This window comes from Paenibacillus rhizoryzae, from assembly GCF_059686995.1.
On record NZ_JCAALT010000006.1, the window covers coordinates 350,140 to 373,909 of the forward strand.

The 23,770-nt window shown below is 53.0% G+C and carries 19 protein-coding genes and 1 pseudogene; 6 read left to right on the forward strand and 14 right to left on the reverse strand.

Annotation, left to right across the window (positions count from 1 at the left end; translation table 11 throughout):
- The first annotated feature begins 7 nt into the window (after window positions 1-7).
- Window positions 8-850, forward strand: coding sequence for an alpha/beta hydrolase (locus AC6ESO_RS19595; RefSeq protein WP_497092829.1), 843 nt, complete (start codon window positions 8-10; stop codon window positions 848-850).
- Window positions 851-1,701: 851 nt separating this feature from the next.
- Here the strand turns inward: AC6ESO_RS19595 and AC6ESO_RS19600 are convergent.
- From AC6ESO_RS19600 to AC6ESO_RS19615, 4 genes are all read right to left on the reverse strand, one after another.
- Entirely contained in the window at window positions 1,702-2,496 is a 795-nt protein-coding gene (locus tag AC6ESO_RS19600; protein WP_494821500.1) for an ATP-binding cassette domain-containing protein, read from the reverse strand.
- 1 nt (window position 2,497) lies between these two features.
- Window positions 2,498-3,421: an ABC transporter permease gene (locus AC6ESO_RS19605; protein ID WP_497092830.1), complete on the reverse strand. Its 924-nt coding sequence runs from the start codon at window positions 3,419-3,421 to the stop codon at window positions 2,498-2,500.
- A 73-nt stretch (window positions 3,422-3,494) separates the two neighbouring features.
- On the reverse strand, window positions 3,495-4,523 hold the full coding sequence (locus AC6ESO_RS19610) for an ABC transporter substrate binding protein (RefSeq protein WP_494821502.1): 1,029 nt from the start codon (window positions 4,521-4,523) through the stop codon (window positions 3,495-3,497).
- 132 nt (window positions 4,524-4,655) lie between these two features.
- On the reverse strand, window positions 4,656-5,012 hold the full coding sequence (locus AC6ESO_RS19615; RefSeq protein WP_497092831.1) for a helix-turn-helix transcriptional regulator: 357 nt from the start codon (window positions 5,010-5,012) through the stop codon (window positions 4,656-4,658).
- Window positions 5,013-5,166: 154 nt separating this feature from the next.
- Between AC6ESO_RS19615 and AC6ESO_RS19620 the strand changes: the two genes are divergently transcribed.
- On the forward strand, window positions 5,167-6,234 hold the full coding sequence (locus AC6ESO_RS19620) for a beta-galactosidase (RefSeq protein ID WP_497092832.1): 1,068 nt from the start codon (window positions 5,167-5,169) through the stop codon (window positions 6,232-6,234).
- Between the two features lie 43 nt (window positions 6,235-6,277).
- On the forward strand, window positions 6,278-6,655 hold the full coding sequence (locus AC6ESO_RS19625; RefSeq protein ID WP_497092833.1) for a beta-galactosidase trimerization domain-containing protein: 378 nt from the start codon (window positions 6,278-6,280) through the stop codon (window positions 6,653-6,655).
- Window positions 6,656-6,747: 92 nt separating this feature from the next.
- On the opposite strand, the gene AC6ESO_RS19630 is transcribed toward AC6ESO_RS19625, so the two are convergent.
- The 6 genes from AC6ESO_RS19630 to AC6ESO_RS19655 form a co-directional block, all read right to left on the reverse strand.
- A complete protein-coding gene (locus AC6ESO_RS19630; RefSeq protein ID WP_497092834.1) occupies window positions 6,748-7,422 on the reverse strand; it encodes a TerC family protein in 675 nt (224 codons plus the stop codon).
- Between the two features lie 273 nt (window positions 7,423-7,695).
- A complete protein-coding gene (locus AC6ESO_RS19635; protein ID WP_497092835.1) occupies window positions 7,696-9,588 on the reverse strand; it encodes an ABC transporter ATP-binding protein in 1,893 nt (630 codons plus the stop codon).
- Entirely contained in the window at window positions 9,581-11,329 is a 1,749-nt protein-coding gene (locus tag AC6ESO_RS19640) for an ABC transporter ATP-binding protein (RefSeq protein WP_497092836.1), read from the reverse strand. The genes AC6ESO_RS19635 and AC6ESO_RS19640 overlap by 8 nt, the downstream gene beginning before the upstream one ends.
- A 202-nt stretch (window positions 11,330-11,531) precedes the next feature.
- Window positions 11,532-12,407, reverse strand: a complete 876-nt coding sequence (locus AC6ESO_RS19645; protein WP_497092837.1) for a VOC family protein — start codon at window positions 12,405-12,407, stop codon at window positions 11,532-11,534.
- 16 nt (window positions 12,408-12,423) lie between these two features.
- Window positions 12,424-13,251: a sugar phosphate isomerase/epimerase family protein gene (locus AC6ESO_RS19650; protein ID WP_497092838.1), complete on the reverse strand. Its 828-nt coding sequence runs from the start codon at window positions 13,249-13,251 to the stop codon at window positions 12,424-12,426.
- A gap of 203 nt (window positions 13,252-13,454) precedes the next feature.
- Window positions 13,455-14,390, reverse strand: coding sequence for a hypothetical protein (locus AC6ESO_RS19655; protein ID WP_497092839.1), 936 nt, complete (start codon window positions 14,388-14,390; stop codon window positions 13,455-13,457).
- Between the two features lie 204 nt (window positions 14,391-14,594).
- Here AC6ESO_RS19655 and AC6ESO_RS19660 point away from each other — a divergent pair, with 204 nt between their 5' ends.
- From AC6ESO_RS19660 to AC6ESO_RS19670, 3 genes are all read left to right on the forward strand, one after another.
- Entirely contained in the window at window positions 14,595-15,638 is a 1,044-nt protein-coding gene (locus tag AC6ESO_RS19660; protein WP_497092840.1) for a YheC/YheD family endospore coat-associated protein, read from the forward strand.
- A 79-nt stretch (window positions 15,639-15,717) separates the two neighbouring features.
- Window positions 15,718-16,932, forward strand: a complete 1,215-nt coding sequence (locus AC6ESO_RS19665) for a ParB/RepB/Spo0J family partition protein (RefSeq protein ID WP_497092841.1) — start codon at window positions 15,718-15,720, stop codon at window positions 16,930-16,932.
- Between the two features lie 103 nt (window positions 16,933-17,035).
- Entirely contained in the window at window positions 17,036-18,037 is a 1,002-nt protein-coding gene (locus AC6ESO_RS19670) for an NAD-dependent epimerase/dehydratase family protein (RefSeq protein ID WP_497092842.1), read from the forward strand.
- A gap of 69 nt (window positions 18,038-18,106) precedes the next feature.
- On the opposite strand, the pseudogene AC6ESO_RS19675 reads toward AC6ESO_RS19670, so the two are convergent.
- The 4 genes and pseudogenes from AC6ESO_RS19675 to AC6ESO_RS19690 form a co-directional block, all read right to left on the reverse strand.
- Window positions 18,107-19,885, reverse strand: a pseudogene (locus AC6ESO_RS19675) (collagen-like protein); the annotation flags it as partial.
- Window positions 19,886-20,156: 271 nt separating this feature from the next.
- Complete coding sequence (locus AC6ESO_RS19680; protein ID WP_497092843.1) at window positions 20,157-21,110, reverse strand: hypothetical protein; 954 nt, start codon at window positions 21,108-21,110, stop codon at window positions 20,157-20,159.
- 134 nt (window positions 21,111-21,244) lie between these two features.
- A complete protein-coding gene (locus AC6ESO_RS19685) occupies window positions 21,245-22,336 on the reverse strand; it encodes a glycoside hydrolase family 99-like domain-containing protein (protein WP_497092844.1) in 1,092 nt (363 codons plus the stop codon).
- Window positions 22,337-22,941: 605 nt separating this feature from the next.
- Window positions 22,942-23,769, reverse strand: coding sequence for a carbohydrate ABC transporter permease (locus AC6ESO_RS19690; protein WP_497092845.1), 828 nt, complete (start codon window positions 23,767-23,769; stop codon window positions 22,942-22,944).
- Between the last annotated feature and the right edge of the window lies 1 nt (window position 23,770).

Genomic DNA, 23,770 nt, shown 5'->3' on the forward strand with positions numbered 1-23,770 from the left:
CAGAACGATGAGTGAACGTATTTTTCAGCTGCAATGCGAAGATGGTACCGTTCGTCATGCTTGTGAATGGATGCCCGAGAATCGGCAGGACATTCGAGCCGTTGTATGTCTCATCCACGGAATGGGTGAGCATATCGGTCGTTACCAGCATGTTGCTGAAATGTTTACGGCAGCCGGGTACGCGGTCTTCGGCTTCGATCAGGTAGGACATGGGAAGAACGAAGGCAAACGCGGGCACACACCGTCTTATGATGCACTGCTTCGCGGCGTTGATTCCATGCTTATAGCTGCAAAAGAGAGCTTCCCGGCAACGCCGGTATTCCTATACGGACATAGCATGGGCGGCAATGTTACGCTGAACTACGTACTCCGGCGGAAACCGGATGTTAACGGCGTTATTGTCACCGGGCCATGGCTAATGCTCGCCTTCAACCCGCCCCCGCTCCAAGTAGTGATCGCGCGGATCGTGAATCGATTATTCCCGTCCTATTCTAACAATAGACCTTTGAACGGGGACCATTTGACTTCTGATCCGATCATGATCAAACGGTATCAAGAGGATCCGCTTGGCCATGGCTCCATCACCGCGCGTTTCTTCCTCAGCGTGCAAAGTGCCGGGGTGTGGGCTTTAAAACATGCTGCCGAGTGGCGATTGCCGCTGCTGCTCATGCATGGTGGGAGCGATAAAGTAACCTCCATCAAAGCTAGTCGGCAGTTTGCCGACCAAGCCGGCACTCCATGCACCTTCATCGAGTGGCCCAGCCTCAAGCACGAGCTTCACAACGAGCTTGATCGCGAGGACGTATTCGACACGGTGAAGGAATGGCTGGCGAAGCAGCTGGGGGAGTAATGTAGCTCGCTTGGCGCGAGATGCGGCGTGCGGCGTGGCGCTAACCGCGGCCTGCGCGGGAGTTGGGGAGCTGAGAGTCGGATTTTGCGACTCTCAGCTTTTTTTTGGGGCGGTTTCGCCGGTGAGAGTCGCGTTTTGAGACTCTCACGCTCCGGCGTGAGCGGGATTGTCGGTTTTTCGGAGCTGAGAGTCCGATTTTGCGACTCTCAGCTTCTTTTTGGGGCGGTTTCGCCGGTGAGAGTCGTGTTTTGCGACTCTCGCGCTCCGGCGTGAGCGGGATTGTCGGTTTTTCGGAGCTGAGAGTCGGATTTTGCGACTCTCAGTTTCTTTTTGGGGCGGTTTCGCCGGTGAGAGTCGCGTTTTGAGACTCTCAGCCTCACCATCGGCGGTGGATTTCATGCGCGGAGGTTACTTTTTCTACAGTCGACTGCACTTTAAGCGGAATAGCCGCTTATGCCGATGGAGATCATCCGCAGGATGCTACTTTTCTTCGGTTGCCTGCACTTTAAGCGGAATAGCCGCTAAAAGCGCCTCCATTGGGCCGTTTCTTCAAATGTTAGCGGATATGCCGCTTATGGCATCGGAAATCATGCGAGAAAGGTTACTTTTTCGCTGCTGCAGGCACTTTAAGCGGAATAACCGCTTAACTTGCTTCATTCGAGCCTTCCCTTCCACTATTAGCGGATATGCCGCTTATGGTGAGGACGATCATGTGCGGAAGCTGCTTTTCTTCGGATGCGGGCATGGGGCACGGAGGATAGCGGCCCCTTCCACTCACCGGGCGCGCCGCGCCACAACAAAAAAGTCGAGAACAGGCTGCATCGCGCAGCCTATTCTCGACTTTAACATCTCTACCCCAAGACAATCCGATCGTCCGCCAGCTGGCGGCCGCTGATCTGCTCGAATTCGCCGAGCAGCTGCGGAACCGTCAGGTCGCGTTTGCGTGATTCCGGGATGTCCAGAATGATTCGGCCTTTATCCATCATGATCAAGCGATTGCCGAGGCGAATCGCCTGCTCCATATTGTGCGTCACCATCAGCGTCGTCAGCTTCATCTCGCGGACGATCTCTTCGGTGAGCACCGTGATAAGCTCCGCGCGAGCCGGGTCAAGCGCTGCCGTGTGCTCGTCCAGCAGCAAAATTTGCGGCTTCGTGAACGTCGCCATCAGCAGGCTGAGCGCCTGGCGTTCGCCGCCGGACAGCAAGCCGACCTTCGCGCTCATCCGCTCCTCGAGCCGGATCCCTAGGCGCTGCAGCTGCTCGTGGAACAGCTTGCGCTTCGCCTTGCTGGCACCCCAGCTGAGGCCACGCTTCTTGCCGCGCATGTAAGCCATCGACAGGTTCTCCTCGATCGACATCGTCGGAGCGGTACCTGCCATCGGGTCTTGGAAGACGCGCCCGATCCAGCGGCTGCGTTCATGCTCCGGCAGATGGTGAATCGCTTTGCCATCGATGCGAACCTCGCCGATATCCGGCTTCATCACGCCGGAGATGATGTTCATCAGCGTCGATTTACCTGCGCCGTTACTGCCGATTACCGTAACGAAATCGCCGGGGTTCAGCTTCAGCTGAATGTTCATGAGCGCGATTTTCTCATCCGGCGTTCCGGGATTGAATAGCTTGGATACTTGAGCAATTTCCAACATATTAAGCTCGACCTCCCTTGCTGCCAGCTGCGACAAGCAGCTCCTGGGTTCGTTTCCGGGCCAAAGCCTTCTGCTTCATCGAGCGCCGAACAGTCGGGATGACCAGCGCAGCGACTACGATTAGGGCCGTAATCATTTTCAAGTCAGATGCATCGAAGAACTCGACGCGCAGTGCGAGCGCGTAGATAATCCGGTACACAATGGAGCCGAGAACGGCTGCCAATGTCGCTTGAAACACGGTGCGGAAGCCGAAAATCGCCTCCCCGATGATAACCGAAGCAAGTCCCAGTACGATCGTTCCGACCCCCATGGACATGTCCGCAAAACCCGACTCCTGCGCAATTAACGCACCGGATAACGCAACGAGTCCGTTCGATAGACTCACGCCGATGATCTTGGTCGTATCCGTGTTGGCACCTAGGCTGCGAATCATCCGGGCATTATCGCCGGTTGCACGAAGCGCAAGGCCCACATCCGTATGAAGAAACCCATCCAGCAGCAGCTTAACGAGCAGCACAAGTACGGCAAGAACCGGAATGTACACCCAGCTATTGTCCGAAATAGCGGAGAACAGCGTATCTGTATTCACAAGCGAAACGTTCGGCTTACCCATAATCCGCAGATTAATGGAGTAGAGCGCGATCATCATGAGAATACCGGCAAGAAGCCCATTGATTTTGCCTTTCGTATGAAGAAGGCCCGTAATTGCACCCGCAGCCAACCCGCAAATAAAAGCACAGATGGTGGAAATCCACGGTTCGTAGCCATGCGTAATCATGATCGCCGCAACAGCGCCGCCTGTCGTATAGCTGCCGTCAACAGTCAAATCGGGAAAATCGAGTATGCGGAACGTGATGTAGACGCCGATCGCCATTAATGCATACAGCAGACCCAGCTCTACCGCTCCGATCATTGATCCTAGCATCGTCATTGCCTCCTTATTTAGTAAATAAAAAAGGAGCGAGCGACAGGAACCGCCCACTCCGATCAACCTTTATTTATTTAATAATGTTGTTGTCTTGATCTTTCACTTCGCTCTTCATATCGTCTGTTACCGTGATGCCTTGCGCTTCAGCGGCTTTCAGGTTAAGAATAAGATCCAGCTTCTCCGGCACCGTTACTTTCATGTCAGCTGGTTTCTTACCGTTCTTAAGAATTTCAACAGCCATTTGACCAACTTGGTAGCCGTGGTCGTAATATTTGAAGCCTACTGTTGCAAAAGCACCCTTCTCAACCGTATCGCGATCGCTCGAGAAGAATGGGATTTTGTTATCGTTAGCTACTTTAATGATGGAGTCAACGCTGCTTACAACCGTGTTATCCAATGCGATGTAAAGGGCATCCGCACGGCCAACCAGCGATTCAGCCGCTTGGCTTACTTCGGAAGTAGCCGTTACAGGCGCTTTAAGCAGCTTGATGTTGTGCTCAGCAAGAGCTTTCTCAGCCAGGTCAGCCATAATAACTGCATTCGGCTCGCCCTCGTTGATGACCATACCTACTGTCTTCACGTTTGTAAATTTGCTTGCGATAAATTCCATCAGCTGCGTAATCGCGGCAGGGTTCGTGTCCGATGCACCGGAAACGTTACCGCCGGGCTTATCCAAGTTGCTGACGATCTTCGCCGCAAGCGGGTCCGTTACAGCCGCGAACAATACCGGATTTTCTTTCTCTTCTTGTACAACAGCAAGTGCAGATGGCGTTGCGATACCTAGAATGAGATCGTAATCTTTGGAAGCGATCTTCTGAGCGATAGATAGATTATTGCTGGCATCCGCTTGCGCGTTATTCATATCAACCTTCAGGTTGTCACCTTCCGTAATACCGGCATCCTTCAGTGCTGCCAGGAAACCTTCACGTGTTGCATCAAGCGACGGATGCTCTACATACTGCGAAATCGCGATTGAATACGTTTTGGAATCTGCGTTGTTGCCAGAACCTGACGTGTTGTCATTTTTGGCCCCGCAGCCAGTTACCGCTACAAGTGCAGCCGCTGAGATAAGGAGAGAAGCAATCATCTTTTTCTTCAAAATTATTACCCCTTTTCATAAATGTTTGTCTAGTAACCCGTTAACGCACATATGCTTTGACTCGGAAAAGTGCCAAAGTGATAATCCTTATTCTAACGGCGAGGACACAATTTCGTCAATTTATTAAACAAATTAATTGAGTTTCCATTGTTTAGGAGTCGTTCCATACGTTTTCTTGAACAATCGGATAAAATAACTCGTCTCCATCCCAAGCTGCATCGCAACCTTCTCCACGCTGCCGCTCGCACCTCCAAGCTCCTCCAAGAGCTGCACCGCCCGCTTCATTCGGATGCGATTCATGTACTGATTCGGCGTCATCCCATAGCTGCTTACGAATAACCGATGAAAATGCTGAACAGAGTAACCGGACGCTCGGGCCACATTAGTAAGAAGCAATCGTTCATTATAATGGTCATGCATCATCTGAACACCTGCCTTCAATGCGGCGTTACCGTCGCCCCCGGGAGTAACGGATTGCTTCAGCTCCATGTCGCTTTTCCCCCGAATAGCAGTCAACAGCAGATCATATGCACCAAGAGAAGCCTCCCAATATCCGTCTTCACCGCACACACTGATCAGATGCCATAGCTGTTCAAGCTTTTCCCATAGCTCTTCAAAGTTAGTAGGTTCGAAGAGATCGTATTTGTCCTGCTCAGAATTCTGGGCTCACACCTATTCCAATTGGGAGCAAATCGAATCCCCGGCTTTCCATGGCGAATTCCTGGTCCACGCTCATAATCTGGATTGGCGGCGTTTCGTCAGCGACCAAACGGCGGACTTCTGCAGACATGAGGTTGCTTCGGTTCGACCGTTCAATCCCACGCTTCCGATCACAACCAATATGCACATGATCGAAGGGCTCGATTACCGCAAGCTGGCCAAAGAAATCGATGTCATTTCGTGGGATGCCTATCCGACTTGGCATTCAGCCGCCGACGACAGCGGACAGGCGGCATTCTTTGCCTTCTATCACGATTTGTACCGCTCCTTGAAGCGGAAACCTTTTCTGCTTATGGAAAGCACGCCGAGCTTAACGAACTGGCAGCCGGTCAGCAAGCTGAAGCGTCCCGGGATGCACCGCCTATCTTCCCTTCAAGCGGTGGCGCATGGCTCCGATTCGGTGCAATACTTCCAGTGGCGCAAAAGCCGCGGCTCCAGCGAGAAGTTTCACGGCGCCGTCGTCGATCATGACGGAACCGAGCATACGCGCGTATTCCGCGACGTGGCCGCGCTCGGGAAGACACTGTCCGGCTTGTCGGAGGTACTGGGCAGTGCGACGCCTTCGAAAACTGCGCTGCTCTTCGATTGGGATAATCGGTGGGCGATCAAGGACTCGCAGGGACCGCGGAACATTGGGCTTCATTATGAGGAAACCGTCATTGCGCATCATAAAGCCTTCTGGGAGCTCGGAGTTCCCATCGATGTTGTCGGCTCCGATGAGGACTGGTCCGGCTACAAACTAATCGTCGCGCCGATGCTGTATCTGTGCACGGAAGAGACAGGCCGCCGCTTAGAAAAGTTTGTGGAGAACGGCGGCACGCTCGTCACGACGTATTGGTCGGGTATTGTCGGCGCTACCGATTTATGCCATCTCGGTGGTTTCCCTGGGCCGCTGCGTAAGACGCTGGGGATCTGGGCGGAGGAAATCGAAGGGCTGTATGACCATGACCGCAACGGTTTGATTCTCGCTGAAGCTCATCGGCACGTATGAGTCGCACGAAATTTGTGAGATCATCCATGCAGAAGGTGCGGAAGTGCTCGGCGTCTATGAGAGTGACTTCTATGCGGGGCAGCCGGCGCTGACCGTGAATCGACTTGGCGCAGGCCGCGCATATCATATGGCGACGCGGCTGAAGGGAGATTTTCTGCGAGACTTCTACGCCCGTACTGTGGAAGAGGCTGGCGTGAGCCGTTCACTGGAGACGGATCTGCCGGAAGGCGTGACTGCACAGCTGCGATCGGATGGGGAGCATGATTATATCTTCGTGATGCATTTCAGTGGCAAGGGGCAAATCGTAGAACTGGATGGACGTGCATACGAGGATCTTGAGACCGGCGCCGCGGTCAGCGAGGCGGTTCAGCTTGAGTCGAACGGGGTTCTGTTGTTGAAGAGGAAATCGCAGGTCGGGTAACCGTGAGTTGTTGAACAATAAACGGAAAAGGCTAGCTGTGAGGGATTCTGAATCCCCCACAGCTAGCCTTTGTTTAATTCGAAGAACGGACCTTATGCTTCCTGTACTTCGGAGCGCCGCCCACGCTTCTGCAGTAAGTAGCCAATCCCAATGACAAGCAAGCCGCAGATGAATGGAAAAACATCGTCCGCATACTCGGAAATCTTGTGCAGCCCCGACTTTACGGTTTCGCTCTCTTCCAGCATTTCTCCGGCTGTATAGCCTAGAATCCCGGCACCCAGGTAAATGAAAATAGGGAACTTATGCAGCAGCGTCATAATCAATTGGCTGCCCCATACGATGATTGGAATGCTTAGCGCGACCCCCAGTGACATCAGCCAAATATTATTGTTGGCAATGGAGGCAATCGCCAGTACATTGTCCAAGCTCATAATAAAGTCAGCCATCACAATAATGCGAATCGCTTTCCAGAGGGATTGCGCGCCCTCGATGTCTTTACTTTCTCCATCATCCTTCAACAGCGTTATCGCTACCCAGAACAATAGCAAAGCACCGGCTACTTGGATGAACGGAATTTTGAGCAAATATACGGCAACTGCAGTCAAAACAATCCGCAGCCCTACAGCAGCCATCGCTCCCCACCAAACCGCTCTCTTCCGATGCTGCAATGGCAAATTACGGCTCGCGAGCGCGATAACAACGGCATTGTCGCCGCTAAGCACGAGATTGACCAGCATGATTTCTGCCAGCAATAATAGGTATTCCATTCCTCAAACTCCTTACGTCAGACTGAGTATCATAGTAGTTGATTGATTATCTCACAGAACAATTCGACTTGTCTATTGACGTTACCGGCCAAGCTATGCCCTATTATTGCAATTCTTTTGCAAAAATATCACTGTTCGCCCTCTCTCGGAGGAAGGCTCGACATTTTGTTTTTCTCGCCTAAATGGCGAGCCACGCCGCACTATCCACAGCTTTACTAACAAACTATCCACATTTCGCCAACATTCTGGGGATAACTGCCATAGTTATCCCCGTTATCCCACTCCGCAGCTCTTCTTCTTCGGAGTTGCGACACCGCCAGTGACGCCGCCGGTTCCCGTGGCAAGCTGCACTGTCCGACCTTGCGAGTGCCGGTACAGCTCCTCGTAGTAGCCGCCGCGCGCGAGCAGCTCCCTGTGATTGCCTTCCTCAACAATCTCGCCCTGCTTCATGACGATGATCCGATCGGCCCCCATAATGGTGGACAACCGATGGGCAATAACCATGGTCGTGCGTCCTTGGGAGACGACTGTCAGCGCCTCTTGAATGAGCTGCTCGGAATGCGAATCCAGGTTGGCTGTCGCTTCGTCAAGGATGAGGATTTTCGGCTTGAACACGATGATTCTCGCAAACGAAATCAACTGGCGTTCACCGGCAGACAGTCCGCTTCCCCGCTCAGACAAGCGTGTATCGTAGCCGTCCTTCATCCGTCCGATCAGCGTATCTACCCCTACGAGCTTGCACGCCTCCATGACTTGCTCCCTCGTAATCGTCTCGTCGAACAGCCGGACGTTGTCGATAATACTGCCGGAGTAGAGATAAGGCTCCTGCTGCACCAAGCCTATCAACCGGTGAAGCGTCTCCTGCGGCAGATCGCGAACATCGGTACCGTCAATCGTGACGCGGCCTTCCTTCACATCATAGAATCGGCAGAGCAGACTGATGAGTGAGCTTTTGCCAGCACCGGTTGTACCGACGATCCCGATCATTTCACCCGGCTTCACATGCAAATCCAGATGATGGATAACCGGCTGCCCATCCTTATAGCTGAATTTCACGCCGTCAAAATCTATCTTTCCCTTCACAGCGGAATCATCCAAGCTGCGCACTTTCTCTGCATCCCGCACTTCCGGCACCGTACCGAATATGCCCCAAATCCGGTTCAACGATACCGTTGCGGATTGAAGCGTATTCCACTGCTGCGAAATATTATTGATCGGCTGGAAGAACTGGCGAATGTACGTAATAAACGCGAAGAGTACACCGAACGGCAGACTTTCGCCAAGCACCGCATTCCCGCCAAGCCAAGTGACGAAAGCAACGGACAAGTTGCCCATCATTTCAAAAGAGCGGTTAAACAGCACGTTCGTGCGAATCTCCCGCAGGTTGGAACGGAAGTAGAGCCGGTTTTTCTCATCGAACTGCTTCTGCTGTTCTCTCTCTTGATGGAACACTTGGATGATGCGCATCCCCGCCAAATTCTCTGCGACAAAAGCGATTAAGCGGGACAAATTGGTTCTCGCCATCTGATAAGTGACGCGCATATAAGAACGGAATGCAATGGCATTCAGTGCGATGATCGGCAGCAAAATAAGGCAGTAGAGCGTCATCTTTACATTGAGTTGAAACATTAACGCGATAATGAACACCAGTGTCAGGCCATCGCGCAGCACGCTGAGCAGCACTTGCGAGAAGAACTGATTGAGCGACTCCGTATCGCTCGACACATGCGTGATGAGACTGCCGCTTGGCACGCGGTCGAAATACGACATGGACTGTTTCGAGATATGGCGGAACAGCTTCTTGCGAATCGTAGCAACAATCCCCTGCGCGGCCTTCTGAAGCAGATTATTTTGCAAGAAGGTAAAGACAAATCCTGCGATGGAAAGCAGCAGATAAAGGCCGGCAATGAGGAAGAGCGTGTTCGGGCTGCGATCGCCCTTCATCAAATGATCATCAATCGCGATCTTAACCAGGTAAGGCTGCAGCAAATCTGCCGCGATCGCAACGATAATACAAGCAAACACCGCCAAGAAGGTCAACCGATACGGCTTCGCATAAGCGATAAGCCCCTTGTAAGCTTCCTTGTTGCTCTCTTTGCCAGTTCCGGATGAACCCGGAATGTCCGTTCTCGCGTCGATCTGCGCGTTGTGGATTAGTTTAGCCAACGCCGCTTCCCTCCTCCTGAATGGCATGGAGCATGGCATAGATGCCGCCCTGCGCAAGCAGTGACCCATGCGTTCCCCGCTGCACAATCCGTCCCTCGTCGAGCACGATGATTTCATCGGCATGTTGGAGAGCACTGATCCGGTGAGCGATAATAATCGTTGTTTTGTTCTTGCGCTTCTTGCGAATCGTATCAATAATGGCGGTCTCCGTAACGGCATCGACGGCGCTTACGCTGTCGTCAAGAATCAGAATTGGCGCATCCATCATCATGCCGCGCGCAAGGGCAGTCCGCTGACGCTGTCCGCCAGAGAGCGTGACGCCTCGCTCGCCAAGCTTCGTCTCGAAGCCATCGGGAAACGACATGATACTCTCGTGAATCTTAGCATGCCGCGCTGCCTTCTCCACTTGGGCTAAGTCTGCGCTGCGCTTGTAGAACGAAATGTTATCCCGAATCGTCGAGCTGAACAGGAACCCATCCTGCGGTACATAAGCAATTCCGCCGCGCAAGTTCTCAAGCTTCAGGCTGCGCAAATCCTTGCCGCCGATCGTTACGGCTCCAAGCGGAGGATCGTAGACGCGGAGCAGCAGCTTGGTAAGCGTTGTTTTGCCGGAACCGGTTTTCCCTACGATGCCAATGGTCTTGCCCGGTGCCACCTGAAGCGAAATATGCTTAAGCGCCTCTTCCGGCGAATCCGGATAAGCGAAGGACAGATCATTGATTGACAACGTCTCGCGCTCCCAATCGACCTCCACCGCAGCAGGCTCTTCTTTAATTTCCGGCTGTCTATTCAGCAAATCATTCAATCGCTCGACCGATGCGCGTGAACGTTGAATCGTATTGATTACATTTCCGATTGCCTGCAGCGGGTTAACCATCATGCGAACGTAGAGCGTAAGGGCAACGAAGTTACCGAGCGTAATCGTGCCGCCAAGTGCCAAGTATCCGCCGTAAGCCAGTGTAATGATCAGGGATAGTGCCCCGAGAAAAGGAATGAGTGCTTGAAAATACGACGAGATGCGAACCAGCTTCAGTTGATTGTCCATGATCCGGTCCACCGATTTACCGAATCGTTCATTCATGATGTCCTCTACGGCAAATTTCTTCGTTACACGAATGCCGCCGAACTGCTCTTCCGCAGATTCCGTCATGGCGCCAAGCGACTCTTGCACAGCAAGGGAGCGCTTACGGATATTAGGTCCGATCCGCACCACAACCCATGGAATGAAGAGCAGCGGGGAGATACAAACCAGAATGAGATAAATCGGAATGTCGCTCAGGATCATCATGACGATAACAGATATGATGAGCATCACCGCGTTCGCCGTCTGATTGACGCCCATTGCTATCGATTCTCGAACAGTCGTCACATCATTCATTACATAACTGAGCAGCTTACCGACACCGTTCTTCGAATAGTACTGTTCGCCAAGCGTGGTGAAATGGCTAAACAGCCGCCTGCGTGTGTACCACTCGAATTTCCGGCCCACATACATAATATGAAACTGCCCGATACCGCCCAGCACCCCGTATGCAATACCGATTAAGAGTAAGATCATGCTGGAATCCCAAACGGTCGCTTTGGTCAGTCCACCTTGCTGAAGTTGATCCGTGAAATTACCGAGCACCTTCGGAAAATAAGCCTGAAAGATATTCGCAACAATGGAAAACGAAACGCCGGATGCGTAGATATACCAGTTGTTCCGTATATACGTCACCAGCAACCCTCGCTGACTTGCCATGAAACCGCTCCTCCCCCTTACCAAAAATTGCATATCCTCACACAAAATTGTGTATACCCCTAACCGTTGCTTGCCCACATAAATCAAGCAACTTGCACATACGCACAATTATCCAAAATTTGCAATTTTCACACATTTTACTCAGCAAAAAAGCCTCTTCCAGGTAGATGGATAATAGAGGCTTTGCGTCACAACATTTCAATTAGCGCGGCGCTTGCGATTGGACGATCAGATGGATCGCGATGCCGGACGGGTCGCGTACGATGACCGTGCCGCGGTCGGTTTGCAGAGGTACACTCGCAGCCTGCAAACGTGCGAAGAGCTCCATTTGCGCGGCTTCGGTTGGAAGCACGATTTCAAAATAATCGAGTCCCGGCGCGTTCTCCGGTGTAAGCTCTGCTCCGATGCCTGCCCACACATTGAGTCCAATGTGGTGGTGGTAGCCGCCTGCTGCGATGAAGAGCGCAGAATCCGCCATTTGAGCGACGAGCTCGAAGCCGAGTACATCGTGGTAGAAATGTTCCGTAGTCGGCAGCTCGGAGACATGAAGATGAATATGTCCCACGGTTGTGCCGGCAGGCAGTCCGCTCCAAGGTGTATCTCCTGCTTCAGCCAGCAAGCCATCCCAGTCGATCCGGTCAAGGCCCATGACATACTGCCCCTTCTCATCGCGTTCCCATTCTTCGCGCGGACGATCTCGGTAGATTTCAATCCCGTTGTTATCGGGATCTGCAATATATAGGGCTTCGCTTACGAAGTGATCAGCCTGCCCGATGTGGATGCCGCTTGCAATGAGGTTGCGCAGCGCCAGTCCGAGCGATTTGCGGTCCGGCACCAGCAATGCAAAGTGGTACAGACCTGCTCCCGATCGGCGCGGACGCGGCACGGCATTCGGGATTTCCCGCAAATGCAGCAGAGGTGCAGAGCTGTCCTGTGCCCCCAGCTCCGCTGTTCCTTCTCCTTGAGAGAGAACCTGCAATCCTACAACCTCGCGGTAGAACGCAAGCGAACGCTCCAAATTACTAACTCGCAAATAGACGATTCCAATTCGGGTTGCGGCATCGATGACAAAGGACATTCCAATCACCTCTTCTCTATAAATATTCCGCTACGATCTCTTTAATCCGATCAAGCCCTGCCCACATGTCGCCGGGACCATCATAGATTAGCACGATTGCGCCGTTAAACTCGGCCGCGCGCACGGTTTCTAAGCATTTGAGAAATTCTTCGCGATCGGGCAATCCATCGCCATCATACTGTGCTTTGGCATGAACGGATACGCTGCGCGGCAAGGTCATCGCAAACTCCGCATATTTGGCAGGTAATGCGAAGTTGCCGAAGTCTGTAATGAAATCGGCTGCGTCGCCGATGCTCTCCAATAGTTTAACACTCGATGAGCCTGTTGAGGTGAGCGCCTTGAAATTCTCCGAAACGACGCGTACACCTTTGCTCGATGCATAATGACCAAGTTCGATCAGGCCAGCTGCCGACTTCCGGATCGCTTCTTCTTGATCCGGCTTCGCCTCTCCGGCAATGATGCGAATCTGCTTCGCGCCTGCCAGCGATGCGATGTCAATCCATTCGCGCATGAAGCGAATGTCTGCTTCGCGCTTCGCTTCGTCCTCGGAGGTTAAGTCGCCGTAATCCAGCAGCAGCGTATCAAAGGACAATGCCGCAGCGCGGAATGCTTCCCGCAATTGCGCTAAATAATCAGGTTCTGTTGATGGAAAATGAAAATGGCAAACTTCCGCGGCATGGTACCCTCTTCTCGCGAGCTCTGCCGGAAGCTCCAGCAAGGTCAACGCTTGCGGCTGTTCCTGAACACTCTGCTCATGCTGGCCGGTCTCGGCGTTCCACGACGTGAAACGAAGCGGACCTAACAGACGATGCAAACTCCACGTGCTAATAGATAAATAAGACACCTAGTAAAACCTCCTCATCGAAGCATTATAAAATGAACACGGAATGTCTACATCGTATCATATTACGGATGATTTACCAATTTCGGGAAGGCAAAAACATCTATCATTTTTTACATATTGCAACCACCACTACTGATGCATGGTTGCATGCAAAACAGGCTATGATGAAATTTCCATCATAGCCTGCGACTCTGACATTCTCTTTAAGAAGGCGTATACGACAGACTGGCACTAAATGAGAGCTGCGTGATATCTGCTGCCGAGGGATCCGTCGATTGCAGCGTCCTTATCCGAATCCCAATTCGATCACCTGCAGCCACTACCAATGACCCCACGTTGATATTCGTTGCGGCACGGAAAGTGCCCGCTGTAATAATATTATTCGGAAATCCGAAGCGTAGCGAACTGGTTAGCGGAGTGGTCACGTAAGGTGAAGCACTGTGATCAATCCCGTTATTAGGAACCGACGGTGCGAGGAATACTGTGAAATCATATTGAAGGCCGAGGGTATTTATGGAAACCACGGAAGCAACCAATAGATCAGCGCTGATTTGCAAATTCTGAACGGTACCCGCAAACGGAATCGGAAAAGCAAATCCGCCTGCTTCCGGCGGCATCGTCGATTCTCCGGAACCGTCAATGACTTCAACCGTGTGACTACCAAAGCCCATTAATATCGGCGCTGCCGATACTACTGTTGCACCGCTTATGATGATCCCCGTCGAAAATGGAATCAATCCTCCAGCTCCCGGAGCTCCTGTTGCTCCTGTTGGCCCTGCAGGCCCTGCTAATCCTGCAGTTCCCGTTGCTCCTGCCGGTCCTGCAGCTCCTGCTGCTCCTGCCGGCCCTGCTGGTCCCGGCGGTCCCGCTGGTCCTGTTGCTCCGGCAAGCCCTGCTGCCCCAAGTGCCCCAGCCAGACCTGCCAGACCTGCAGGTCCGGCCTCACCGATGGCTCCGGCAAGTCCCGCTAACCCAGCTGGTCCAAGCGCTCCGGCAAGTCCTGCGGGTCCTGCCGCTCCGATTGCGCCGGCAAGTCCTTGAAGCAATTGCGCCCCTTCTGCCAGAGGTCCCGGAGGTCCTTGGGGCCCGCGCGGTCCTTCCGGTCCCGGAGGACCTGGAGGACAGTTATGTTTACCCATATAGTCTCGTCTCCTTATTTAGTAAAGTAAAGCTGTTTCATCATATTCATCATCCGGCAAATGGATGGGAGTAGTTGCCTACATATCTGAAAATGGGTGGAAATTAATGTCTATTTTTCCATACTAGTATGTTGTTGTCCCTATCAAAAATTCCACTCCGGCATTTACTAGTAATAGTGATCAAAGACTGGGAGAGTGGATAGATTGGAGAGTCAACCGTTAGTAGGGATTTTAGTAACCGAGAGAATCAACAGAAAAAGTATTTTGAAGCTCTATCAGCGGTATGACAAACTGAACATGAAGCTTTTTGCCTTTACCCCGGCGGATATCGATTGGAAGGAAGAACGCATCCATGGACTTAGCTTAAATAAGGGCTTATGGAAACAAGGACTGTTTCCTTTTCCTGATGTCGTCTATAATCGCAGTTTCAACAAAAAAACAATCACCGTTCAACGCCTGGAGAACGTGATTGGCACGAACAAATGCTTTAATAATATCAACTTTTTTAACAAATGGGATCTCTATACCTTATTGAAACAGTCACCACTCAGCCCCTATATACCAGACACCTATCTATACAATGATGTGAGCGTATCAGAGCTAATAGAGAAATATAAAATCGTATATATTAAGCCAACGTATGGGTATAAAGGGAAATCCGTCTATCGAATCGAGCAAACGACTACAGGGGATACACATATCTCCCTGAATGCCTTAGCTCCAAAATATATTTGCAGAGCGAATGAGAGCATCGCGAAAAAGTTAGATGAGCTTCTCGGATCAGAAAACTATATGGTTCAACAAGGAGTTAGCATACGTCAACTTAATCATCGTTATTGCGATATTCGGGTTCTGGTTCAAAAAGACATTCGGGGTGAATGGACGGTTTCCACCATCGCATGCAGAGTGGCCTACCAGGATTATTTCAATACGAGCGTTTGCGAGTTCATTTATGACGCCGCTGAAATTTTCCACCTCTTATTTATTCCGGAAAAGGCAAAAGAGATGCTTCAATCTCTTCATGAGATAAGTGCAGTGGCTGCGCAACTAGCTGAAACTCATATGGGTTCACTGGGCGAATTGAGCGTCGATTTCGCTTTAGATGATGCAGGAAAGCTATGGATTATCGAACTAAACGGAAAACCCCAGAAAAGCATGTTCAACGACCTTCGTTGGTTTAAAGACAAAGCCATCATCTACAGCAGGCCGCTGGAATATGCCTATTACCTCGCTCATTCTGAGCGATAATCCTTGTGTTCTCTTTTTCACAGAATGGTTCCTGGTATATAATACGGGTGACTCTTACTGTGAAGATAGGAGAAATTATATGGATATTATTCAAATTGCGACTCATCTAATCGATGAAGATACCGACCAGCCGCGCTATCAGTTCGATGAAGAAGCGCTTCAGGAGCTAATGAAAAGCATCGAGGAGATTGGCCTGCTCTCCCCGATTAAAGTGCGCACGACCCCAGGCGGACGATACAAAATCATTTACGGCAACAGACGTTACAAAGCGAGTAAAATGCTCGGTAAAGAGACGATTCCCTGCATCGTGTCGACGGTGACCGATGAAATGGAGATTTATCTGGAGCAGATCGCGGAGAATCTGACGCGCGAGGGCTTCTCGCCGATTGAAGAAGCAGAAGCCTTCCACAAGCTCATGAATGAATCGAAATTCAACAGCTCGATTAAATACCTCGCCGGCAAGCTCGGCAAGCCCGAGAGCTATATTAAGAACAAATGCGAGCTGCTGAAGTTCGGCAACTCCGTGCGGAAGCTGATTGTCAGCGGCACGGAAATTCGGGAGGGCAAGCTGACCGAAGACCAGCTGCTGCCGGTTAAGGATCTTCCGATTGAGCATCGCGATCCGCTCGCGCTTATCATCGCCCGCGATGCGCTGCCTGTCAGCGACGTGAAGAAGATCGCTAAGCTGTTCAAGGATAAGGAAATTTCGTCCGGCACGAAGGACAAGCTCCTGTACAAGAACGGGCATGAGCTGCTGCAAACGTGGTCCACTGTGCAGCAGAACAAGGCGGAGCGCGAGCGCGCCGCCGAGCTTGCGGCGGAGAAAGCGGAGCTCGCGGCCGAGGCGAAGGCCGAGCGAGCGCGCAGAGCGGCGGAGGCTGCGGCCGAAGCGGAAGCGCTGGCAGCGCGAGGCGCGGCGCCTAGCGCAGCGGCTGCATCCGCAGGTGCGGCTAGCACGGGAACGGCAGCTGCGCCGGTAGCCGCGGGCGGATCTGCCCTGAGCTCGGCTCTGGCCGCGGCCGTGAATGCAGCCGGAGCCGAGCTCCTCGGCGGCAGCAATGCCGCAGCTGCAGCAGTCGGTTCAGCTGCATATTCAGCGGAGGCTGCCCTCGAAGAAGCGCGACTGCTATTGTCGACGCTTCCGATACCCGTCAGTCTTCCGGATGAAGCAGCGCCGGAAGCGGATTTGTACGCTTTTGTCGCGGGGGTCGACCAGCTCTTGGCTCTTCTTGAACAGCGCACCGAAGCATGGCGTTCCCTTCGCGAGCTCGCTGCCGCCCGCGTTCATGGGTGATTGGGCAGATTAGGATTGCCAATCGAACAGCCTCCTGTGGTACTATTAGCAGGAGGTTTTTTTCTTCACAGGATTAAAGACGAGAGAGTGAGGATGTTTAGACATGAGAGTTGTTATCCTAGGCGGTACCGGCAATATCAGTACAAGCATTGTTCGTCTTCTGGTGGCACAAGGCCACGAGGTTACTTGTTATAACCGCGGTCAAAGCAGCGTTGAACTGCCTGCCGGCGTGCGCGTCATCAATGGCGATCGCCAGGAACGCGACAAATTCGAGCAAACGATGCAGCAGGAGAAATTCGATGCGGCCATCGATATGATCAGCTTTAACCGCGAGGATGCCGAGAGCAGCATTCGCGCCTTCCGCGGCGTGCAGCATTTTGTCCAATGCTCCACGGTTTGTACGTATGGCGTGGATTACGAGTGGATGCCTGTTACCGAGGATCACCAGCTTCGTCCGATCAGCGGTTATGGCCAAGGTAAAGTTGATGCCGACACGGCGCTGATGGAAGCTTACCACCGCGAGGGTTTCCCGGTTACGATTCTGAAGCCGTCGACGACCTACGGCCCGCAAATCGGCATTTTGCGTCAGGTTGCCTGGGACTTCACTTGGATCGACCGCATTCTCAAAGGCAAGCCGCTGCTCATCTGCGGTGACGGCAAAGCACCTCACTCCTTCCTTCATGTCGATGATGCGGCCAAAGCATTCGCAGGCGTACTCGGCAAGAAGCACTGTCTGGGCCAAACGTACAACGTGGTACCGCGCGGCTTCACGACATGGGAGCAGCATCATAAGCTGGCCATGAAAGTGCTGGGCAGAGAAGTCGAGCTTATTGGCGTGCCGCTGCAAACCTTGAAATCCACGGACTCCGGCCGATTCGGCATTTGCGAAGAAATTTTCATGCACAATGATTACTACAGCTGCGAGAAGCTGATGCGCGATGTGCCTGAATTTGTTCCGACCGTTTCCCTTGAAGAAGGGATGCGCCAGGTGTTCGAAGTGATGAAGCAGGAGAATCGCATTCCGAACTCCGACAACGAGACTTGGGAAGATGAAATCATTGAAGCGTATCGCGGCGCTTTTGCACCGCTTGCCGCTAAAGCGTAATAAAACAGGCGAAATCCCCGAGTGAATGCTCCGGGACTTCGCCTTTTTTTATGCAAACTATTTGATTTACTAGGCGAGTTGGGTGATAACAAGATGCGCTGAAACTGGCCTTGTTCCTCCGGCGACAGGAGTTATGGTTAGTGCCGTGGCATTGCCAGCAGGATTCCTTACAGTGAGTATGGAGTTGGCAGCTACCGTTTGCACAAGAGCCATTCCTATTATTTGAGAAGTGCCCGTTGCTCGCCCGACCACCGTATAAGGTAGCTCTACGTTATTGAGTGTCAAATCCAATTGACCCGCTTCGTCCACGCTTACCTGGAACAGCACCTGATAAGTGCCGGTTGCAGATAAGTTAAATGTATTGGGACTCGTTCGGGCAATGGCAGTCCCACTGGAAGGACCATTCTGCGGAAAACTTACGTCTGTACCAGGAGCAACCGTCGCTGCATTGTCGGAAGGCATCAACGCATAAAAATCTGCAAAGTTCAAGACTGCGTTGGCGCCTGTTGCTCCTGTTGTTCCGGTTGCACCTGTTGCTCCGGTCGCCCCGGTTTCTCCTGTTGCTCCTGTTGCTCCGGTCGCCCCTGTTGCACCTGTCGCTCCGGTTGCACCTGTTGCACCAGTTGCACCGGTCGCCCCGGTTTCTCCTGTTGCTCCTGTTGCTCCGGTCGCCCCTGTTGCTCCTGTTGCACCGGTCACCCCGGTTTCTCCTGTTGCTCCTGTTGCCCCGGTTGCCCCGGTCGCCCCGGTCGCCCCGGTCGCCCCGGTTTCTCCTGTTGCTCCTGTTGCTCCGGTCGCCCCGGTTTCACCTGTTGCACCGGTTACTCCTGTTGCTCCGGTTGCTCCTGTTGCCCCGGTCGCTCCTGTTGCTCCTGTTGCTCCGGTCGCCCCGGTTGCACCTGTTGCTCCTGTTGCTCCTGTTGCTCCGGTAGCTCCTGTTGCTCCGGTAGCTCCTGTTGCTCCGATAGTTCCTGTTGCTCCTGTTGCTCCTGTTGCACCAGTTGCACCTGTCGACCCGGTTGCTCCTGTTGCTCCTGTCGCCCCGGTTGCTCCTGTTGCTCCTGTTGCTCCGGTCTCACCTGTTGCTCCTGTCGCCCCTGTTGCTCCTGTTGCTCCGGTCTCACCCGTTGCTCCTGTCACTCCGGTCGCCCCTGTTGCTCCGGTTGCTCCCGTTGCTCCTATCGCCCCGGTCACGCCTGTTGCACCTGTTCCTCCTGTCGCACCAGTTGCTCCTGTTCCTCCTGTCGCACCAGCTGCTCCGGTATTACCTGTTGCTCCTGTTACTCCTGTCACCCCGGTCGCCCCTGTTGCTCCGGTAGCTCCTATTGCACCTGTTGCCCCGGTCGCTCCTGTTGCACCGGTTGCCCCGGTCGCTCCGGTAGCCCCGATAAATCCCTGCAACCCGGTTGCTCCAGTTACTCCATTTACTCCAGCTAACCCGGTTGCTCCTGTCGCTCCGGTAACCCCGATAAATCCCTGCAATCCGGTTGCTCCAGTTACTCCGGTTACTCCAGTTACTCCAGCTAATCCATTTACTCCAGCTAAACCGGTCGCTCCGGTCGCTCCGACTAATCCTGTTGCTCCGGTAGGCCCTGTTGGACCCGTGTTTCCTGTCGGTCCTATCGGTCCACCTGAAGGACCAGTCGCCCCTGGTAAACCAGTAGCTCCGGTGGCACCGGTAGCACCAGATAACCCTATCAATCCAATCGCACCTCTAGCACCTGTTGAACCTGTTGGTCCTATTAAACCTGTAGTTCCTGTTGCCCCCCTGACACCAGTTGCTCCCGTTGCACCTGTTACTCCTGTTGAGCCTGTCGCTCCTGTTGCGCCTTTGACACCCGTTGCTCCCATTGGAGCATTTACGATTATTTTAGGAGGAGGGCACCTTACGATTTCCCTTTTCTTAACGACGTCCTCTTTACATTTGTCTCTCTTTTTTGGACGACCTACTTTACAATTTTTCCGGTTGGATTTATGCATCTATATAGCCACCTAGATTTCCATTTTGTTCATATTATGGAGTTTGTCTAGGTCGGTGTTCAGCTTGGGTGTCCATATATTAAAAATGTGCTTATTTCACAGGTCGAGTTATCCAACACTCTCTAGTAGTTAAGCTTATTTAGTCGAGCAACAGACGGTCGAGTCCGATGGCGCTGATCAGCATGCGCTCTTTCTTGCTGCCCAGCAGCTGCTGGGTCCAATCGACGTAACCGCCATCGCCAATATAATGCACCCTGCCGTCGATGGTTGTTTTGATCGTGAATTGAAGCCCCTTGTAGTAGGCGTTGTCCGATGGCTCGCTGTTGACGGTAACTGTCAGCTCCGGTGCTTGCTCCTTGATATGTTGAATCAGGCGGCTGTTCAGTCCTTCAGCATCCGTGTAACCCGGACGAGCATTCATGATAATCTCGGTCTCCGCTCCTCCGAATCGTGCTCGGAACATCTCGCGGTACACCGCAATATGCTCCCATACCGCCTGCTTCTCAAAGGAGTAGGAGCCGCTGTCCTTCCCCGACGTGACCATCGCGTATAGGCCAAAATGCGGCAGCATCCCAGGCGCATCCGGGAATTTCTGTGCCCTGACATGGCGATGCGTCGTACAGTAGCGCAGCATCTCCGGTGCGTTGGTCAGGTCGCCGGACTTGATGCCGTCCGCGATGTAGAGCGCAAGCAGGTTCGTCACATCGGCGACGACCTCGGTGCCTCGGAGGGCGGAAATGATTTTGTTCTGATCCGCCGGCGCCACGATGGAGCAGGAGCCAAGCGGCGCAACGGGCGACAGTTGAACCGGTGCGTAAGCTTGCTGCTGAGCAATCCGCAGCAAATCGAGCTCCAGCTGCTTCAGCATAAGCGGATCAACGACCGCCGGCTTTACGAAGCGGTTCTCCTTGTAGCTGCGCAGCAGATCGCTTGGCTGCCGCTTGGCGGCGCGCTGCCTGAACACTTCCAGCAGCAGCGTGCTCAGGTCCGAGCCGGACATGCGCTCGGACAACACTTCGATAAGCTCCTCTTGCCCCAGTTCGCGGAGAATTCGCTTGAGCTCGCCTCGATCGGGTTTATTTTGCGCAGACATGGCTTGGCTCCCCCTCACAAATGTTTTTAAAAACGAGTATACTCCACATTGAGATCAAATGGGAATGAAATAAACAGAAAATTGCAAAAAACACGATTCCCGGAGGAACCGCGTTTTCATCGCGTTTGTGGAGCTTACTTGCCAAACACGTTGCGAATCGCTTCTAAGTACTTCATGCCATGAATCGTGTCCGGCTCCAGGTAGCCGCCCTCGGTCCACTCGTTCCATGCATAAATGGTGAACAGCCGCGTGGCGAGGTTGGACTGATCGAGATAGTCTTTCACCTCTTGAAGATTCGCCTCGAACGCCTCGGGAGTATTGCCGGTCAGGATTGGCGTGTACGGATATTCACCGCGCACGAGCGGAATATCTTGCCTGCAGCGCGGCGAAGGATCCCAGCCCATCGTCGAATTGGGGTAGTAGGGAACCTCGAACGCATCGCGGAACTCGGGCCATTTGGCGACAGCCTCTGCGGCACAATCCGCGTATGGTGAGTCTGGGAACGATGCCGGCTCCACATGGTGGACCCACACGTAAGAAGTAACGCTATCTATGCTTAACGTGCGGATCAGCTCATTCGTGTCAGGTCCGATGATGTCACGATTGGCCTCGTTCAACCCCCACTCCACCAAATTGAGATGAAGCTCGCCGCAGCCGGCTTCACGTGTTTTCTCGCGGAAGGACTGGAGCGCGTCTCTCGTTTCTTCGATGCCGCCAAGCCCTTTGATCAAGGTATGGCATTCGTAGATGGAGAAATAGAGTTTCCCTTCGATCTTAAGAAAATTAGGCTCGTTAAAATAGCGGATAATTAAATAGTCCGTCATCGCATCAAACCGCTCGCGCGACACCTCATTGTGATTTGCCCACATGATGCCGAAGCGCAGCCGGTCGCGATTAGGCGCCTGCAGGAAACCATCCTCAAGCGCGCGATGCAGGAATGGCCCTTCGCCGCCGCCCAAATCCCAGTACCAATCATAGATGAAGGAAGTGATGCCATGATCCGCGGCTGCATCAATCTGCTTCTCCGACACCGCAGGGTCAGACTCGTCAAGCTCTCCCCAGAGCGGCACCTTCGGCTGCTCATGCCCCTCGAAAAATGGCTTCGCCACCCGAAGCGACGGCCACTCCGTCCAGCCTTCCCCTTTGGCCGCTTCATTCTTCGGATCCGGATGCCACTGTGGAAAATAGTACACCGCTACTTCGTACGGTTGGTTATGCTCTGCCATAACTGATCATCGCCTCCTGCGAATATACTAGTCGCGCTCGCGGCACGCCACTTCTAGCTAAAAGTTCCGCTGGTCCGCTAATGTAGATCTCGTGGTGTGCTTCTTGCTCCGATTTGACCTCATTCTCGCTAATGTAGATCTCCTTGTGCGCTTCTTGCTGCGATGATCACCAACAAAGGGGAAACTAGTACCGCTCTTCATTACTTATCAACGCTGTCCCGTCAATGTGAGGTAACCCATACCTCTCCTGATCTTTTTCGCCGCTTTCCCACCTATGTGATGTAACTGGTACCTCTCTTAATTACTCTTATCCACTAATGTGTTGCTCTCAGAGCTACTCTTTCACTCAAACTGCTACTTTTCCGTAAATGTGTTGCTCCCTGAGCTACTCTTTCACCCAATCTGCTACTTTTCCGTGGATGTGTTGCTATCAGAGCTACTCTTTCACCCATTCAGCCACTTTCCGTAAACGTGTTGTTCTCTGAGCAACTCTCCCCCACTTCCACCGCGATCAGCGCAGCAGCCGCAAGCCTAGCTGGCGGCATCTCGCGATTAGCGAACATCCCCGCGGCAAGCGGCTCCCCGCTTCACCGCGACCAGCCGCCCTACCCCTTCACCGCTCCTGCGGTCAGGCCGCGGAGCATGTACTTCTGCGTGAACGCGAACAGGACGACGAGCGGCAGCACCGCCAGTACGCTGACGGCGAACACGGGGCCGTAGTTGACGGATTGTTTGTTGAACATGAATTGGACGATTTGCGGCATGAGGGTCATTTTCTCCGGCTGGTTGAGGAAGATGAGCGGGGTCAGAAAATCATTCCATACCCCGTACACATTCGTCACGATAAACGTCCCCGTGGCCGGCAGCAGCAGCGGGAAAATAATCCGCCAATACAGCCGAAACGGCCCGCAGCCGTCTAAGCTGGCCGACTCCTCCAGCTCCCGCGGAATCGACTTCGTAAATGCGGCATACAGAAACGATGCGAACGGGATGAAGCCCGCCGTGTAGATAAGCACGAGCAGCGTATGCGTATTCATCAAATGGATATCGACCGCCATCGTAAAGAGCGGAATGAGCGAGCCCATCGTCGGAATAACCATCCCGGAGAGGAAGAACAGGTAGGCGAAGCGAAACAGCTTCTCCTGCCTGCGCGACAGCACATAACCCGCCATCGAGGCTACCAGAATGGTGAGCCCAAGCGCACCTGCCGTAACCAGCAGCGTGTTGGATAACCCGCGGAAGAACGCCATATCGGTGAAGGCCGATTTGTAATAGTTCAAATATAAGCTATGAGGCAGCTCAAAGGGTTTGAAGAAATAACGCGGCTCCTTGAAGCTCATCTCCACCAGGAAGAAGACCGGGAACAAGAAGCATAAAGCAGCTATAAACAACAGTACCTCAAGCACGATCGAGGGCTTCTTATTCAGTCCCATG

Excerpts from the sequence above, each read along its gene's own strand:
- AC6ESO_RS19640 (WP_497092836.1), bottom strand. The coding sequence starts at position 11,329 with ATGGCAAGTCAGCGAGGGTTGCTGGTGACGTATATACGGAACAACTGG.
- AC6ESO_RS19680 (WP_497092843.1), bottom strand. The coding sequence starts at position 21,110 with ATGTCTGCGCAAAATAAACCCGATCGAGGCGAGCTCAAGCGAATTCTC.
- AC6ESO_RS19655 (WP_497092839.1), bottom strand. The coding sequence starts at position 14,390 with ATGGGTAAACATAACTGTCCTCCAGGTCCTCCGGGACCGGAAGGACCG.
- AC6ESO_RS19670 (WP_497092842.1), top strand. The coding sequence starts at position 17,036 with ATGAGAGTTGTTATCCTAGGCGGTACCGGCAATATCAGTACAAGCATT.
- AC6ESO_RS19615 (WP_497092831.1), bottom strand. The coding sequence starts at position 5,012 with ATGGAGCTGAAGCAATCCGTTACTCCCGGGGGCGACGGTAACGCCGCA.
- AC6ESO_RS19685 (WP_497092844.1), bottom strand. The coding sequence starts at position 22,336 with ATGGCAGAGCATAACCAACCGTACGAAGTAGCGGTGTACTATTTTCCA.
- AC6ESO_RS19605 (WP_497092830.1), bottom strand. The coding sequence starts at position 3,421 with ATGCTAGGATCAATGATCGGAGCGGTAGAGCTGGGTCTGCTGTATGCA.
- AC6ESO_RS19665 (WP_497092841.1), top strand. The coding sequence starts at position 15,718 with ATGGATATTATTCAAATTGCGACTCATCTAATCGATGAAGATACCGAC.
- AC6ESO_RS19595 (WP_497092829.1), top strand. The coding sequence starts at position 8 with ATGAGTGAACGTATTTTTCAGCTGCAATGCGAAGATGGTACCGTTCGT.
- AC6ESO_RS19600 (WP_494821500.1), bottom strand. The coding sequence starts at position 2,496 with ATGTTGGAAATTGCTCAAGTATCCAAGCTATTCAATCCCGGAACGCCG.
- AC6ESO_RS19690 (WP_497092845.1), bottom strand. The coding sequence starts at position 23,769 with ATGGGACTGAATAAGAAGCCCTCGATCGTGCTTGAGGTACTGTTGTTT.
- AC6ESO_RS19630 (WP_497092834.1), bottom strand. The coding sequence starts at position 7,422 with ATGGAATACCTATTATTGCTGGCAGAAATCATGCTGGTCAATCTCGTG.
- AC6ESO_RS19645 (WP_497092837.1), bottom strand. The coding sequence starts at position 12,407 with ATGTCCTTTGTCATCGATGCCGCAACCCGAATTGGAATCGTCTATTTG.